Here is a 15,501-nt window from a genome sequence, read left to right on the forward strand (position 1 = left end):
TCGGCCGCGCGGCGGGCGGACGGGAACCGCGGGGTGTCAGTCCGTCAGTTCGTCGGCCAGGGCGCGCAGGGCGAGCCGGTAGGAGCCGATGCCGAACCCGGCCACCGTGCCCGTGGCCACCGCCGCGACCACGGAGGTGTGCCGGAACTCCTCGCGGGTGTACGGGTTGGAGATGTGCACCTCGATCAGCGGGGCGGTGCGCTGGGCGGCCGCGTCCCGCATGCCGTACGAGTAGTGCGTGAAGGCGCCCGGGTTGAGAACGACCGGAATCGATCCGTCCGCCGCCTCGTGGAGCCAGCGGATCAGCTCGCCCTCGTCGTTGGTCTCCCGTACGTCGACGTCGAAGCCGAGCTCCTTGCCGAGCACGGTGCAGGTCTCGACGAGTCCGGCGTAGGAGGTGGCCCCGTAGACGTCGGGCTCGCGCGAGCCGAGCCGGCCGAGGTTGGGGCCGTTGAGGACGAGGACCCTGCGGGTCACGCGGAGACCTCCCCGTAGGCGGCGAGCAGCACGGCCGGGTCGGGGCCCTCCAGGACGGTGGGCTTGCCGATGCCGTCGAGGACGATGAAGCGCAGCAGGTCACCGCGCGACTTCTTGTCGACCTTCATGTTCTCCAGCAGCTTGGGCCACTGGTCGCCGCGGTAGGTGAGCGGCAGGCCCACCGACTCCAGGATCGTGCGGTGCCGGTCGGCGGTGGCGTCGTCGAGGCGTCCGGCGAGCCGGCCCAGCTCGGCGGCGAAGACCATGCCGATGGAGACGGCCGCGCCGTGACGCCACTTGTAGCGCTCGTTCTTCTCGATCGCGTGGCCCAGGGTGTGGCCGTAGTTGAGGATCTCGCGGAGGCCGGACTCCTTGAGGTCGCTGGAGACCACCTCGGCCTTGACCCGGATGGACCGCTCGATCAGCTCGGCGGTGTGCGGCCCGGAGGGCGTACGGGCACCCTCGGGGTCGGCCTCGACCAGGTCGAGGATGACGGGGTCGGCGATGAACCCGGCCTTGATGACCTCGGCCATGCCGGAGACGTAGTCGTGGACCGGCAGCGACTCCAGCGCGGCGAGGTCGCAGAGGACCCCGGCGGGCGGGTGGAAGGCGCCCACGAGGTTCTTGCCCTCGGCGGTGTTGATGCCGGTCTTGCCGCCGACGGCCGCGTCGACCATGCCGAGCACGGTGGTGGGGACGGCGATCCAGCGGACCCCGCGCAGCCAGCTGGCGGCGACGAATCCGGCCACGTCCGTGGTGGCCCCGCCGCCGATGCCGACGATGACGTCGGTGCGGGTGAAGCCGGTCTGGCCGAGCGCCTTCCAGCAGTAGGCGGCGACCTCGACGGTCTTGGCCTCCTCCGCGTTGGGCAGCTGGATCGCGATGGCCTCGTACCCCTGGGCGGCGAGGTCCTCGCGGACCGCCTCACCTGTCTCGGCGAGCGCCTCGGGGTGCAGGACGGCGACCCGCTTCGCGCGGTCGCCGATGAGCTGGGGCAGCTCGCCGAGGAGCTGGTGGCCGACGAGGACCTCGTACGGGTCGGAGCCCGCGGAGCCTGCGACCTGGATGCGGGTGGGGCCCTGCTGCGTCATGCCGGTGTTCTCCACGCCGGGGGCGGCTTCGCCCTCCGGCAGTTCCAGTGCGTCGATGATCGCCTGGGCGACCTCTTCGGGGGTGTTCTCGTCGGTCGCGACGACGGTACGGGCGACCTCTTCGTACAGATGGCGACGGGCGTCCATCAGCTCGCGCCACTGCCGGCGCGGATTGACCGCGAGCAGAGGACGGGCGGCGCCGAGCCCGACGCGGCGGACGGCCTCGTCCACGTCCATGGAGAGGTAGACGACCGGCCGGCCGGCCAGCAGCTCCCTGGTCGCCCCGTCCAGGACGGCTCCGCCACCGAGGGAGAGGACGCCCGGGTGCCCGGCGACGGCCGCGGCGACGGCCCGGCGCTCCAGAGCACGGAAGTGCTCCTCGCCCTCGTCGTAGAAGATCTCCGCGATCGGCTTGCCGGCCTCGGCGACGACGTCCGCGTCGGTGTCCCGGTAGGTGGTGCCGAGCCGGGCGGCGAGCAGTTCGCCGACGGTGGACTTGCCGACGCCCATCGGGCCGACGAGGACGACCAGGGGGCCGCTCATCGGATCTGGAGGTGGTCGAGGTACGACTGGACGTTGCGGCGGGTCTCGGCCACGCTGTCACCGCCGAACTTCTCCGCGACCGCGTCGGCCAGGACCAGGGCGACCATCGCCTCCGCGACGATGCCCGCCGCCGGGACGGCGCAGACGTCGGAGCGCTGGTGGTGGGCCTTGGTGGCCTCGCCGGTGGTGACGTCCACGGTGGCCAGGGCGCGCGGCACGGTCGCGATGGGCTTCATCGCGGCGCGGACGCGCAGCAGCTCGCCGGTGGTGAGGCCGCCCTCGGTGCCGCCGGAGCGCCCGGAGGTGCGCCGGATGCCCTCATCGGTGGCGACGATCTCGTCGTGCGCCTTCGAGCCGGGAACCCGGGCCAGCTCGAAGCCGTCGCCGACCTCGACGCCCTTGATGGCCTGGATGCCCATGAGGGCCGCGGCGAGCCGGGCGTCCAGGCGCCGGTCCCAGTGCACGTGCGAGCCGAGCCCGACGGGCACGCCGTACGCGAGCACCTCGACGACGCCGCCGAGGGTGTCGCCGTCCTTGTGGGCCTGGTCGATCTCGGCCACCATCGCCTCGGACGCGTCGGCGTCCAGGCAGCGGACCGGGTCGGCGTCCAGCTTCTCCACGTCGCCGGGGACCGGGACGACGCCGTACGGTGCCTTGGCCGCGGCCAGCTCGACGACATGGCTGACGATCTCGATGCCCGCGGTCTCCTTGAGGTAGGAGCGGGCGACGGTCCCGAGGGCGACGCGGGCGGCGGTCTCCCGGGCGCTGGCGCGCTCCAGGACCGGCCGGGCCTCGTCGAAGCCGTACTTCTGCATCCCCGCGAGGTCGGCGTGGCCGGGCCGGGGGCGGGTCAGCGGGGCGTTACGGGCGAGCTGGGCGAGCTCCTCGGGGTCGACCGGGTCGGCCGACATGACCTGCTCCCACTTGGGCCACTCGGTGTTGCCGACCATGACGGCGACCGGGGAGCCCATGGTGAGCCCGTGGCGTACGCCGCCGAGGAAGGTGACCTCGTCCTTCTCGAACTTCATCCGCGCGCCGCGGCCGTAGCCGAGCCGTCGCCGGGCCAGCGCCTCCGCGACCATCTCCGTGGTGATCGGGACACCGGCGGGAAGACCCTCCAGCGTCGCCACCAGTGCGGGTCCGTGCGACTCCCCCGCGGTCAGCCAGCGCAACCTGCTCAACGGTGCTCCTCATGCTCGCGCCTGAAATCCAACGGCGCCACAGGGTGCGCGGCCCTGGCCCGCCACCCCCGATCCTCCCACGAACGGAGGCACGATCCGGTCGCCGGTCCAGCAGACGGACCGGCGACGGGCGTGGACGGGACGATCAGCGGGAGGCGAGCGCGGCTTCCCCGGCCTGCCGCATGGCGGCCAGCGGCGCCGGGACCCGGCCGGTCATCTGCTCGACCTGGAGCAGTGCCTGGTGAACCAGGAGGTCGAGCCCGCCGACGACCGCCCCGCCGTGCGCGGACCAGGCGGCGGCGAGCCGGGTGGGCCACGGCTCGTACAGCACGTCGAAGAGGATGCCCGGAGCCTCGGGCACGGAGCCGGTGAAAGCGTCCGTCGCACCCGCGGGGGTGGTGGCGATGACCAGGGGTGCGCCCAGTGCCGCCGCCGCGTCCGCCCAGTCGGCGGTGATGACGTCGACCCCGAGCCGCTCGCCCCAGCCGCGCATCTCGGCGGCCCGCTCGGGGCTGCGCACGTACGCCGTGACCGGCCCGGCGCAGACCACGGCGAGCGCGGCCAGCGCGGAGGAGGCGGTGGCGCCGGCGCCGAGGACGGCGGCGGATTGCACCTTGTCGACGCCGCGTTCCCGCAGGGCGGCGACCATGCCGGGGATGTCGGTGTTGTCGCCGACCCGGCGGCCGTCCTCGGTGAACACGACCGTGTTGACGGCCTCCACGGAGGCGGCCGTCGCGCTGACCTCGTCCAGCAGCGGGATGATCGCCCGCTTGAGCGGCATGGTCAGGGACAGCCCCGCCCAGGAGGCGTCAAGACCCTCGATGAATCCGGGCAGCGCCGCCTCGTCGACCTCGAACCGGTCGTAGGACCAGGTGTCCAGGCCGAGTTCGGCGTAGGCGGCGCGGTGCAGGACCGGGGAGAGGGAGTGGGCGATGGGCGAACCGAGGACGGCGGCCCGGCGTGGCACGCTCACTGGCCGGCCTTCCCGTCCTCGTACTCCCGCCGGTTCTTCTCGTGCTCTTCGTTGGTCTCGGCGAAGACGGTCTTGTCCTCGTTGATCGAGACGAAGTAGTACCAGGGGCCCGGTGTGGGATTCATGGCCGAGTGCAGGGCGTCCGCACCCGGGTTGCTGATCGGGCCGGACGGCAGACCGATGATCTTGTACGTGTTGTACGGGTCGTCGATCTTCCGCAGATCGTCGACGGCACCGATGTCCAGCGTGCTCTGGCCCTTGATGTAGTTGACCGTGGAGTCGAATTCCAGCCGTCCGACGGTCTCCATGTTGCCCGGCTTGAGCCGGTTGTAGACGACCCGCGCGACCTTGTCGAAGTCGTGCTTGTACTTGCCCTCGACCTGCACGAGGCTCGCGACGGTGATGAGCTCCCACGGAGTCTTCAGCCCGAGCTTCTTCGCGCTGCCTTCCAGGTCGAGCTTGCCGTACTCCTTGTTCGCCCGCGAGACCATCCGCTTCAGCGCGTCCTCGGGCTTGGACCCCTTGGCGACCGGATAGGCCGCCGGATAGAGGAATCCTTCCAGCGGGTCCTTCACATCCGGGTTGTCATCGGCCCAGTCGGGCAGCCCCAGCGACTCCGCCTTCGTCTTGGCGATGTCGGCCGTGGTGCCCTTCTTGAGCTTGAGCCGCGTGTCGATCAGCTCGTAGACCTTCGCGTTACGGGTCCCTTCAGGGATCACGAGCGCGTTCTGGCTCTTCGGATCGAGCATCAGCGTGATCGCGCTGGCCGCCGACATCTCCTTGTTCAGGAGGTAGACCCCGGCCTGGAGCGACTTGCCCTTCGGGTTGTCGTTCTGCGCCGCGACGAACGCGTCGGAGGACTTGATGACGCCCTTCTTGCGAAGGATGTTCGCGATGTCGTACCCGAACGCGCCTTCGGGGATCTCGACCTCGACCTGCTCACCGCTGCCCGACCCCGCGTAGTCCGCCGGGGCGCCGAACTGCTTCTGCCAGAAGGTGTAGCCGACGTAGGCGACCCCGCCGAGGCCGCCGACCAGGACGACGGAGACCACCAGGCAGGCGCAGCCGCTGCGGCTCTTCTTCTTGCCCTTGCCGCCCCGGCGCTCTTTGCCTCCGCGGTCACGGCGCGAGGAGCGTGATCCGTCGTCGTCCGGGTCATCGTCGTCGTCGCGCGGCTCACGGTCGGCCGGGTCGTCCGCACCGGTGAAGAAAGGGTGCGTCTCCTCCTGCGGCTGATCCGGATCCCAGTCCGTCGACCCCTGCTGGTGAGGCTGCTGTTGCTGGGGCTGCTGCTCGGGCGCGGCCTCGCGGCGGCCCGGGGGCTGCGGCGGAGGGTAGGCCTCCGGCGTGCCGTAGTAGTCCTGGCCGGTGTCGTAGCCGCCGGGGTGCTGCGCGTACGGGTCCTGGGGCTCGGCCCCGTACGGCATGGCGGCCTGCTGGCCGGTGTCCCAACCGCCGTTGTACTGCGGCTGGGCACCGGGCTGCTGGGCGTACGGGTCCTGGGGCGTGCCGTACTGCTGGTGGTTCTGGTGCTGATGCTGGTGGTTCTGCTGCTGGCCGTACTGCTGATGCTGGTCGTAGGGCTGCTGCTGGTGACCCTGGTACTGCTGGTGGTTCTGGTGCTGCTGGGCGTACGGGTCCTGCGGATAGGACTGCTGCTGGTCGCCGTACTGGCCCTGGCCGTGGGCGGCCTGGCGGCCATCCCATCCCTGGTCCCCGTACAGGGGATCCTCGGGATGCCACGGTTCGGAGCCGGGGCCCCGGCCATACTCAGTCATCGATCCCCTAGAGCCGCGAGACGACGTTCCGTCTCTTCGCTTCGCTGTGCGGTTTGTTCGAACACCGCCGCATCGCGCGGAACGTTACCGTATCGCGATCAGACAACCACTTCGACGCCCTCGCCCGGGGGATTACCTGACGCCCGTTCGGACTCCAGAGCGTTCTGAAGGATCACCACAGCGGCAGCCTGGTCGATGACAGACCGGCCTTTCTTGGACTTCACGCCCGAGGCGCGCATGCCCTGGGCGGCCGTCACTGTGGTCATCCTCTCGTCCACCAGTCGCACCGGAACCGGCGCGATGGACCGGGCGAACGTCTGCGCGAACTCCCGGACCTTGGCGGCCGCCGGGCCCTCGCCACCGCCGAGGGAGCGCGGCAGGCCGAGGATGACCTCGATCGGCTCGTACTCCTCGACGATCTGGCGGAGCCGCCGGTGGGCGGCCGGGACGTCGCGTCCCGGCACGGTCTCCACCGGCGTGGCCAGGATCCCGTCGGGGTCGCACGAGGCGACCCCGATCCGGGCGTCCCCGACGTCGACGGCGAGCCGTCGGCCGCGGCGCATCGCGGTCATCCCGGTCGTCACGCCGTCTCGGTGACGAGGCGTTCGACCGCGGCGACGGCGTCGCCGATCGCGGCCGGGTTCGTGCCGCCGCCCTGGGCGACGTCCGGCTTGCCGCCGCCACCGCCGCCGAGGGTCTTGGCTGCCGTGCGCACGAGGTCACCGGCCTTGAGACCGCGCTCGCGGGCGGCCTCGTTCGTGGCGATGACGGTGAGCGGGCGGCCGTTGGCCGTGGTGAACAGGGCCACGACGGCCGCGCGGCCGCCCTGGATGCGGCCCCGCACGTCCAGGACCAGCTTGCGCAGGTCGTCGGCGGAGGTGCCGTCGGGGACCTGGCCGGTGACCAGGGCGACGCCGCGGACGTCCTTGGCGGACTCGACGAGCCCGGCGGCGGCCGCGAGGACCTTCTCCGCGCGGAACTTCTCGATCTCCTTCTCGGCGTCCTTCAGCTTGCCGAGCATGCCCGCGATCTTCTCGGGCAGCTCCTCGGCGCGGCCCTTGACCAGCTCCTGGAGCTGGGCGACGACCGTGTGCTCCTTGGCGAGGAAGTTGTACGCGTCGACCCCGACGAGGGCCTCGATGCGGCGCACGCCGGAGCCGATGGAGGACTCGCCGAGCAGCTTCACCAGACCCAGCTGGGCGGTGTTGCCGACGTGGGTGCCGCCGCACAGCTCCTTGGAGAAGTCGCCGATGGTGACGACGCGGACCCGCTCGCCGTACTTCTCACCGAACTCGGCGATGGCGCCCTGCTTCTTGGCCTCGTCGATCGACATGACCTCGGCCTGGACGTCGAGTTCGCGCGAGAGGACCTCGTTGATCCGCTGCTCCACGTCGGTGAGGACCGTGCCGGGAACGGCGGCGGGCGAACCGAAGTCGAAGCGGAAGCGGCCCGGGGAGTTCTCGGAGCCGGCCTGGGCGGCCGTCGGGCCGAGCGCGTCGCGCAGCGCCTGGTGCGTGAGGTGCGTGGCGCTGTGGGCGCGGGTGATGGCGCGGCGGCGGGTGGCGTCGATGGAGGCGAAGACAGGGGCCCCGACCGTCACCTCGCCGACCTGGACGACGCCCTTGTGGACGTGGACGCCGGGGACCGGCTTCTGGACGTCACGGATCTCGATGACGGCACCGGTGTCGAGCCGGATGCGGCCGGTGTCGGCGAGCTGGCCGCCGCCCTCGGCGTAGAAGGGGGTGCGGTCCAGGACGACCTCGACCTCGTCGCCCTCCGTGGCGGCGGGCGAGGGGACGCCGTCGACCAGCAGGCCGACGATGGTGGACTCGCCGGCGAGGCTGGCGTAACCGGTGAACTCGGTGGCGCCGGCGGTGTCGGCGACCTCGCGGTAGGCGGAGAGGTCGGCGTGACCGGTCTTCTTGGCGCGGGCGTCGGCCTTGGCCTTGTCGCGCTGCTCCTGCATGAGGCGGCGGAAGCCGTCCTCGTCCACGGAGAGCCCCTGCTCGGCGGCCATCTCCAGGGTGAGGTCGATCGGGAAGCCCCAGGTGTCGTGGAGCAGGAACGCCTTGTCCCCGGCGAGGACCTGGCCACCGGCGGCCTTGGTCTCGGTGACCGCGGTCTCCAGGATGTTGGTGCCGCCCTTGAGAGCCTTGAGGAAGGCGGCCTCCTCGGCGAGGGCGACCGTCTCGATGCGCTTGCGGTCGGTGATCAGCTCCGGGTACTGGAGCCCCATCGTGTTGATCACGACGTCCACCAACTCGTTGACGACGGAGCCGGTGGCGCCCATCAGACGCATGTTGCGGATGGCGCGGCGCATGATGCGGCGCAGCACGTAGCCGCGGCCCTCGTTGCCGGGGGTGACGCCGTCGCCGATGAGCATCACCGACGTACGGATGTGGTCGGCGACGACGCGGAGCGAGACGTCCGTGGACTTCTCGGCGCCGTAGCGGACGCCGGTCAGCTCGGTGGCCTTGTCCATGACGACGCGCAGGGTGTCGGTCTCGTACATGTTCTGTACGCCCTGGAGGATCATCGCCAGGCGTTCGAGGCCGAGACCGGTGTCGATGTTCTTGGACGGCAGGTCCCCGAGGATCGGGAAGTCCTCCTTGCCGTCGCCCGCGCCGCGCTCGTACTGCATGAAGACCAGGTTCCAGATCTCCACGTACCGCTCGTCGTTGACGGCCGGGCCGCCCTCGACGCCGAACTCGGGGCCGCGGTCGTAGTTGATCTCCGAGCAGGGGCCGCAGGGGCCGGGGACGCCCATGGACCAGAAGTTGTCCTTCTTGCCCAGGCGCTGGATGCGCTCGGCGGGGACGCCGATCTTGTCGCGCCAGATGGCCTCGGCCTCGTCGTCGTCGAGGTAGACGGTGATCCAGAGCTTCTCGGGGTCGAGGCCGTAGCCGCCGTCCTCGACGGAGTTGGTCAGGGCCTCCCAGGCGAGCTGGATGGCCCCTTCCTTGAAGTAGTCCCCGAAGGAGAAGTTGCCGCACATCTGGAAGAAGGTGCCGTGGCGGGTGGTCTTGCCGACCTCTTCGATGTCCGGCGTACGCACGCACTTCTGCACGCTGGTGACGCGCGGGGCGGGCGGCTTGACCTCGCCGAGGAAGTACGGCTTGAAGGGGACCATGCCCGCGGGGACCAGCAGCAGAGTCGGGTCGTCCGCGATGAGCGACGCCGAAGGCACGGCAGTGTGACCGCGCTCCTCGAAGAAGCTCAGCCAGCGGCGGCGAATTTCAGCCGACTCCATCAGTGGTCCTCATTCCGGTCGTTCGATGTGTAGGGAAGCTTGCGGTACGTGTTCGGGCGCGCGGCGGGTTCGGGCGCTTCGACGGCCCAGTGCCGCTGTACGGGAAGGTCCGGGTCGGCCGGGGCCTCCAGGCCGAGTGCGCCGCCCAGTTCGGCTTCGCGCCGGACCATGCCCTCGCGTACGTCGAGGGCGAAGTCCTTGAGCTTGTGACCGGTCTCGATCGCCTTGTCCGCGGCCTGCGCCGCGAGGCTTTCGGGGGTCAGCTGCTTGAGCTTGCGGTTGACCTTGGTGGTGGCCCACACACCGGCGGCTGCGCCGGCGGTGAACCAGAACGTGCGGCGGAACATCGCTCGATCAGTCCTTCTGTCCGCGGGCGTTTCGGCGTTCGCGCCTGCGTTCGCGCGCCGAGGGTACGGTCCGGCCGACGATCACCGTACGGCGGGCGGAGCCACGGCCCCGCGCCGGTTCAGGTTCGGGCTCGGTACGGCGGCCGAGCGCCTGCCGTACGCCGTAGCCGAAGGCGGCGACCTTGACGAGGGGGCCGCCGAAGGTGGAGGCGACGGTGGTGGAGAGCGCGGAGGCGTTGGAGGTGACCTCCTGGACGTCGCTCGCGATGGCGTCGACCTTGTCCAGCTGGGTCTGCGCGGAGCGCACCGTCGCCGAGGCGTCGGCCAGCAGCGGAACGGCCTGTTCGGTCACGTCCGCGACGAGTTTGGTGGTCGCCCTGAGCGTCTGGGCGAGCCTCACCAGCACCACGGCGAGGAACGAGACCAGGATCGCCCAGAAGACGGCCACGAGGATTCCGGCCACCTCTCCACCGGACACAGTGCACCGCTCTCTGCTTCTCGATCGGCCCCTTCGGGGGCTTGTCTCCATCGGTGCCGCCCGGCTGCCGCCCGCGCGCCCGATCGTCGTCCCACGAGCCTATCGCGCCGCGCATCTCCTCCCCTACCGCATTCCCCGCGGGCCGGACGGGAGTTGTCCGACGAGATTGTACGGAGAGCTTTCAAGCCAGTACGCTCCGTGTTTCATGCGACGCCTGCAGGACCCCTGCCCGAATCCCGATGATCCTGACGCCCGTCCCGTGGCGGCGCCCGGCAACCTCCCGGCCGAACTGACCAGGTTCGTGGGCCGCGAGGGCGAACTGGCCGAGCTGGAAGGGCTGCTGGAGGAGTCCCGGCTCGTCACCGTCGCCGGAGTGGCGGGCGTGGGCAAGACCCGGTGCGTCATCCGGGTCGCCGCGCTCCGGGAGAAACGGTACTGCGACGGGGTTCTGCTGGCCGAGCTGTCCACCGTACGCGATGCCGACCTGCTGGAACACGCCCTGATCGACGCCCTGGGGCTGGCCGATCACACCAGCCGGCCGCCGCGCGCCGTCCTCGTCGATCACCTCCGCGAGCGCCGGACCCTGCTGGTGATCGACGGCTTCGAGCACCTCGTCGACGCCTGCGCCGATCTCGTCACCGATCTGCTGCGCCGGGCCCCGGGTCTCCAGGTGCTGGCGGCCGGGCGCTGCCCGCTGCGGGTGGACGGGGAGCGGACGTACCCGCTCGCCCCGATGTCCGACGGGGACGCGGTGGAGCTCTTCACCGAACGGGCGCGCGGGGTGCGGCCGGGCTGGGCGCCCGCGGCGGGCGAGCGGGCGGCCGTGCTGGAGCTCTGCCACCGCCTCGACGGGATTCCGCTGGCCCTGGAGCTGGCGGCCGGGCGGCTGCGCGCCCTCTCGGTGGAGCAGGTGCTGCTGCGCCTCGACGACCGGTTCCGGCTGCTGACCGGCGGCCGTCGCGGTGTGCCGCCGCGCCATCAGACGCTGCGGACGGCGATCGGCTGGAGCCATGAGCTGTGCACGCCCGAGCAGCGGCTGCTGTGGGCGCGGCTCTCGGTGTTCGCCGGGCAGTTCGACCTGGAGGCCGCCGAGTACATCTGCGGCGGGGCGGATCTGCCGGCCGACGCGGTGCTCGATGTGCTGGACGAGCTGATCGCGCAGTCGGTGGTGGAGCGCGAGGACGGCCCGGCCGGGGCCCGCTACCGGCTGCTGGACACGGTCAGCGAGTACGGGGCGCAGTGGCTGGCGGCGGCCGGGGACGCCCAGCGGCTGCGGCGCCGACACCGGGACTGGTTCCTGGGGCTTGCGACCTGGTGCGAGCTGGACTGGTTCAGTCCGCGCCAGGCGGAGGTGGCGGCGCGGATCGACAGCGAACTGCCCAATCTTCGCCGGGCGATGGAATGTTCGATGGAGAGCCCCGACGAGGTGCATCTCGCTCAGCACCTGGCGGGCACGCTGTGGTTCTACTGGACCGGCTGCGGGCGGCTGTCCGAGGGGCGGCACTGGCTGGACCACGTCCTGGAGGAGCCGACCCCGCACGATGCCGCCCGGCTGAAGGTGCTGTGGGTGCTGGGCTATGTGGCGGTGCTCCAGGGCGACGCGGTGGGCGCGATCTCGGCGCTCCAGGAGTGCCGGGAGGAGGCCGAGAGCTGCGGGGACGCGACGGCACTGGCGTACGCGGTGCACCGCACGGGGTGTCTGGCGATCGTGACGGACGACATGGAGCGCGCCGAGGAACTGCTGCGCGAGGCGCTCGGCCGGTACCGCGAGGTCGGCGAGCTGAACAGCAACGTCCTGATGGCGCAGGTGGAGCTGGCCATGGCGGTGGCGTTCCTCGGCGATCTGGACGCGGCGGCGGTGATCTGCGACGAGGTCCGGGAGATCTGCGAGGACCACGGGGAGCGGTGGGCGCTGGCGTACGCGCTGTACGTCCTGGCGTACGCGGCGCTGCGGCGGGGGCGGCCGGCCCGGGCGCGGCAGATGCTGGGCGAGTGTCTGACGATCGGCCGGACGTTCAACGACCTGCTGGGCACGGTGCTGTCGCTGGAGCTGCTGGCGCTGGTGACGGCGGTGGAGGGGGACGCCGGGGAGGCCGCCGTGCTCCAGGGTGCGGCGGAGGGGATCTGGCCGTCGGTGGGTCTGCAGCTGTTCGGCTCGGCGTTCTACGGGCGGCCCAGGGTGGAGTGCGAGGAGCGGGTGCGCCGGGAGCTGGGGAACGCGGCGTACGAGGAGGGGCTGCGGGCGGGCCGACGGCTGGATCCGGCCACGGCGGTCGACCGGGCCCTGGCCGGTGGCGGACCGGGCGCGCCGGGGGACGCGCCGGGCGCGGGCGGGGTGCCTGCGCCGGGCGGGCCCGGGGGAACGCGAAGGCCCGCCGCCTCCCGGATGACAGGGAGGGGCGGGCCGGAGCGCTGGTGAGAGCGGCTACGCCTGGATCAGCGGGCGTAGTACTCGACGACGAGCTGCTCGTCGCAGATCACCGGGATCTCCTTGCGGTTCGGGTCCCGGTCCAGGCGGAAGGCCAGGGCCTTCAGGTTCACCTGGAGGTAGCGCGGGGTCTCACCCTCGGTGTCGTAACCACCCTCGCGGGCCACCTGGAAGGGGACCTTGGAGCGGCTGCGCTCGCGGACCTGGACGATGTCGTCCGGGCGCACGCGGAAGGACGGCTTGTCGACCTTGCCACCGTTGACCTCGATGTGGCCGTGGACGACCATCTGACGGGCCTGGTAGATGGTGCGGGCGATGCCCGAACGCAGGACCAGGGCGTCGAGACGGCGCTCGAGCTCGACGACCAGCGCCTCGCCCGTCTTGCCTTCGGCCTTCTTGGCGCGGTCGTAGGCGCGCGCCATCTGGCGCTCGCTGATGTCGTACTGCGCACGCAGGCGCTGCTTCTCCAGCAGACGGACCTTGTAGTCCGAGTTCTGCTTGCGGCCACGGCCGTGCTCGCCCGGCGGGTACGGACGAGCTTCGAAGTACTTGACAGCCTTGGGCGTCAGGGCGATGCCGAGGGCACGCGACTTCTTGACCTTGGGACGCGACTGGTTAGGCACGTTCTCCAGACCTCCGTTGTAGTTAGGTTAGACTTACCTTACTCAAGGAGATCGCATGTCTCGCCCTGGGAACACCACTCACGTCACGGACAGCACAGACAGCGGCAGCACCTCAGAGGAGGATGCTGCTACGACGGAAGGCCGATCAGATCGTGGTCAGCCGCGTCCCAGCGGGCTAGAAAACACTCGGATGCCGTCAGCAGCCGAGCGCACACGAACTCTCGTACAGAGTACCTGCTCCGCGCTGCTGGTCGTACCGGGGCTGAATCTGGCCCGCGCCGAACCCCTGGTCCCGGACAGCCGGAGCGTGGGACCCGAGGGCGATGTGTTCCTCGAATTCGCCGCGGATTCCCCGGCCGTTCGGGCCGCGACGCACGCGCAGGGCGACGAGCTGACCGCCGTGCTGGAGATCACGGACGTCGCTCCGGTCTCCGTACCGCACCGGATCCGCGGTCGCGCCTGGATCTCCGGCTGGCTCACCTCCGTCCCCGGCATCGCCGAGCCCGGGCGGATGATGCTGCGCCTGGAGTTCGGCGAGGCATACGTGGACGACCTCTGGGGCGCCGAGGACATCGAGCCGGAGGCCTTCCGAGACGCGGCCCCCGACCCGCTGGTCCTCCACGAGGCGGAGCTGCTCCAGCACCTGGCCTCCGCCCACGACGAGCAGATGCGCACGCTGTGCGGTCTGCTGGGCGAGCGGACCGCCCGGGCCCTGGCGCCGAACCAGCCGGGCGCGGTGCCCGTGGCGCTGGACCGCTTCGGGCTGCGGGTGCGCTTCATCGAGAGCAGGGACGCGTGCTTCGACGCCCGCTTCGAGTTCCCCGAGCCGGTGCGGGACGTGACCGAGCTGCGCCGCGCCATGCACACCCTCTTCGAGGCGGCCGCGTCCTGACCGGCCGGCTCGAGGACCCCTACGCCTGCTCGCCGCCCTCGCCGCCCTCGCCGACGCGGCCGAGGCGCTCGCGGACGCGCTCGACGACGTCCGCGTACCGCGCCTCGGCGCCGTAGCGGGTGGGTGTGTAGTACTGCCGGTCCCGGACCGCGTCCGGGGCGTACTGCTGGGCGGCGATGCCGCCCTGCACATCGTGCGGATAGACATAGCCCTGGGCGTGGCCGAGCTTGGCCGCGCCCTTGTAGTGACCGTCGCGCAGATGGGTCGGGACGGGTCCGGCGAGCCCTCTGCGCACGTCGTCCTGCGCGGCGGAGATCGCCAGCGTCGCCGCGTTGGACTTGGGGGCGAGCGCCAGCGCGATGGTGGCGTGGCTGAGGGTGAGCGCCGCCTCCGGGAAGCCGATCATGGCGACGGCCTGGGCGGCCGCCACCGCCGTCGGCAGCGCGGTGGGGTCCGCGAGCCCGATGTCCTCGCTGGCCGAGATCATCAGCCGCCGGGCGATGAACCGGGGGTCCTCCCCCGCCTCGATCATCCGGGCCAGATAGTGCAGTGCCGCGTCCACGTCGGACCCGCGAATGGACTTGATGAGCGCGCTGGCCACGTCGTAGTGCTGGTCGCCGTCACGGTCGTACTTCACGGCGGCCCGGTCGACGGTCGCCTCGACCGTCTCCAGCGTGATCTCCGCCTCCTGCGTGGCGATGGCGGCACCGGCCGCGGCCTCCAGCGCGGTGAGCGCCCGGCGCGCGTCGCCGCCGGCGATCCGCAGCAGGTGCGCCTCGGCGTCCTCGGGCAGGGTGACCGCCCCGCCGAGCCCCCGCTCCTCGGTCAGCGCCCGGCGCAGCAGGGAGCGCAGGTCGTCGTCGGTCAGCGGCTCCAGGGTGAGCAGCAGGGAGCGCGAGAGCAGCGGGGAGATGATCGAGAAGTACGGATTCTCCGTGGTGGCGGCGATGAGCGTCACCCAGCGGTTCTCCACGGCGGGCAGCAGGGAGTCCTGCTGGGCCTTGGAGAAGCGGTGGATCTCGTCCAGGAAGAGGACGGTCTCCTTGCCGAAGCCACCGGTGGCGCGGCGCGCGCTCTCGATGACGGCGCGGACCTCCTTGACGCCGGCGGTGATCGCGGAGAGCTCCACGAATCGCTTGTTGGTGGCCTTGCTGACCACATACGCCAGGGTCGTCTTACCGGTGCCGGGCGGGCCCCACAGGATGACGGAGGACGCCCCCGCCGGACCGCCCCCGTCGCCGACGAGGCGGCGCAGGGGCGAGCCCGGCTTCAGCAGATGCTGCTGGCCGACGACCTCGTCGAGGGTGCGGGGGCGCATCCGGACAGCGAGGGGGCTGCTGGACGGGTCCTTCTCCTGGCGGTCTTCGGCGGCTGCGGTAAAGAGGTCGGGCTCCACGTCATGAAGCCTAAGCGACCCCACTGACAGGGCCGCCTACGGGA

Annotated in this window: 13 protein-coding genes; 2 read left to right on the forward strand and 11 right to left on the reverse strand. The window is 71.5% G+C overall.

Annotation, left to right across the window (positions count from 1 at the left end; genetic code table 11):
* Positions 1-36: 36 nt before the first annotated feature.
* From WQO_RS05195 to WQO_RS05235, 9 genes are all read right to left on the reverse strand, one after another.
* Positions 37-477: a type II 3-dehydroquinate dehydratase gene (locus tag WQO_RS05195; RefSeq protein ID WP_010057329.1), complete on the reverse strand. Its 441-nt coding sequence runs from the start codon at positions 475-477 to the stop codon at positions 37-39.
* Complete coding sequence (gene aroB, locus WQO_RS05200) at positions 474-2,111, reverse strand: 3-dehydroquinate synthase (RefSeq protein WP_010057328.1); 1,638 nt, start codon at positions 2,109-2,111, stop codon at positions 474-476. The genes WQO_RS05195 and aroB overlap by 4 nt, the downstream gene beginning before the upstream one ends.
* Positions 2,108-3,292 carry a chorismate synthase gene (gene aroC, locus WQO_RS05205; RefSeq protein ID WP_010057325.1) on the reverse strand — a complete coding sequence of 395 codons (1,185 nt, stop codon included), beginning with the start codon at positions 3,290-3,292 and terminating at the stop codon, positions 2,108-2,110. Before aroC ends, aroB begins: the two co-directional genes overlap by 4 nt.
* A 145-nt stretch (positions 3,293-3,437) precedes the next feature.
* Positions 3,438-4,265: a shikimate dehydrogenase gene (locus WQO_RS05210; protein ID WP_058953881.1), complete on the reverse strand. Its 828-nt coding sequence runs from the start codon at positions 4,263-4,265 to the stop codon at positions 3,438-3,440.
* Positions 4,262-6,043 carry an endolytic transglycosylase MltG gene (gene mltG, locus WQO_RS05215; RefSeq protein WP_010057322.1) on the reverse strand — a complete coding sequence of 594 codons (1,782 nt, stop codon included), beginning with the start codon at positions 6,041-6,043 and terminating at the stop codon, positions 4,262-4,264. Before mltG ends, WQO_RS05210 begins: the two co-directional genes overlap by 4 nt.
* A 98-nt stretch (positions 6,044-6,141) precedes the next feature.
* Positions 6,142-6,615, reverse strand: a complete 474-nt coding sequence (ruvX, locus tag WQO_RS05220) for a Holliday junction resolvase RuvX (RefSeq protein WP_030712595.1) — start codon at positions 6,613-6,615, stop codon at positions 6,142-6,144.
* A gap of 8 nt (positions 6,616-6,623) precedes the next feature.
* Positions 6,624-9,293, reverse strand: coding sequence for an alanine--tRNA ligase (alaS, locus tag WQO_RS05225; protein WP_010057320.1), 2,670 nt, complete (start codon positions 9,291-9,293; stop codon positions 6,624-6,626).
* Complete coding sequence (locus WQO_RS05230; protein ID WP_010057316.1) at positions 9,293-9,640, reverse strand: DUF6167 family protein; 348 nt, start codon at positions 9,638-9,640, stop codon at positions 9,293-9,295. Before WQO_RS05230 ends, alaS begins: the two co-directional genes overlap by 1 nt.
* Positions 9,641-9,647: 7 nt before the next feature.
* Positions 9,648-10,103: a DUF948 domain-containing protein gene (locus WQO_RS05235; protein WP_010057314.1), complete on the reverse strand. Its 456-nt coding sequence runs from the start codon at positions 10,101-10,103 to the stop codon at positions 9,648-9,650.
* A gap of 220 nt (positions 10,104-10,323) precedes the next feature.
* On the opposite strand from WQO_RS05235, the gene WQO_RS05240 reads away from it, so the two are divergent.
* Positions 10,324-12,537: an ATP-binding protein gene (locus WQO_RS05240; RefSeq protein WP_029181983.1), complete on the forward strand. Its 2,214-nt coding sequence runs from the start codon at positions 10,324-10,326 to the stop codon at positions 12,535-12,537.
* A 17-nt stretch (positions 12,538-12,554) separates the two neighbouring features.
* On the opposite strand, the gene rpsD is transcribed toward WQO_RS05240, so the two are convergent.
* On the reverse strand, positions 12,555-13,169 hold the full coding sequence (gene rpsD / locus WQO_RS05245; RefSeq protein ID WP_006123201.1) for a 30S ribosomal protein S4: 615 nt from the start codon (positions 13,167-13,169) through the stop codon (positions 12,555-12,557).
* 190 nt (positions 13,170-13,359) lie between these two features.
* On the opposite strand from rpsD, the gene WQO_RS05250 reads away from it, so the two are divergent.
* Positions 13,360-14,061, forward strand: coding sequence for a DUF2470 domain-containing protein (locus WQO_RS05250; RefSeq protein ID WP_010057310.1), 702 nt, complete (start codon positions 13,360-13,362; stop codon positions 14,059-14,061).
* Positions 14,062-14,080: 19 nt separating this feature from the next.
* Here WQO_RS05250 and WQO_RS05255 read toward each other — a convergent pair whose 3' ends face one another.
* Positions 14,081-15,457, reverse strand: coding sequence for a replication-associated recombination protein A (locus WQO_RS05255; RefSeq protein WP_010057308.1), 1,377 nt, complete (start codon positions 15,455-15,457; stop codon positions 14,081-14,083).
* Positions 15,458-15,501: the final 44 nt, after the last annotated feature.

The sequence above is a fragment of the Streptomyces globisporus C-1027 genome, from assembly GCF_000261345.2.
GTDB classification, from domain to species: Bacteria; Actinomycetota; Actinomycetes; order Streptomycetales; family Streptomycetaceae; genus Streptomyces; species Streptomyces pakalii.

Bases quoted from the DNA above. Each gene is read 5' to 3' on its own strand.
- aroB (WP_010057328.1), bottom strand. From the start codon at position 2,111: ATGAGCGGCCCCCTGGTCGTCCTCGTCGGCCCGATGGGCGTCGGCAAG.
- mltG (WP_010057322.1), bottom strand. From the start codon at position 6,043: ATGACTGAGTATGGCCGGGGCCCCGGCTCCGAACCGTGGCATCCCGAG.
- ruvX (WP_030712595.1), bottom strand. From the start codon at position 6,615: ATGACCGCGATGCGCCGCGGCCGACGGCTCGCCGTCGACGTCGGGGAC.
- alaS (WP_010057320.1), bottom strand. From the start codon at position 9,293: ATGGAGTCGGCTGAAATTCGCCGCCGCTGGCTGAGCTTCTTCGAGGAG.
- WQO_RS05230 (WP_010057316.1), bottom strand. From the start codon at position 9,640: ATGTTCCGCCGCACGTTCTGGTTCACCGCCGGCGCAGCCGCCGGTGTG.
- WQO_RS05240 (WP_029181983.1), top strand. From the start codon at position 10,324: ATGCGACGCCTGCAGGACCCCTGCCCGAATCCCGATGATCCTGACGCC.
- WQO_RS05250 (WP_010057310.1), top strand. From the start codon at position 13,360: ATGCCGTCAGCAGCCGAGCGCACACGAACTCTCGTACAGAGTACCTGC.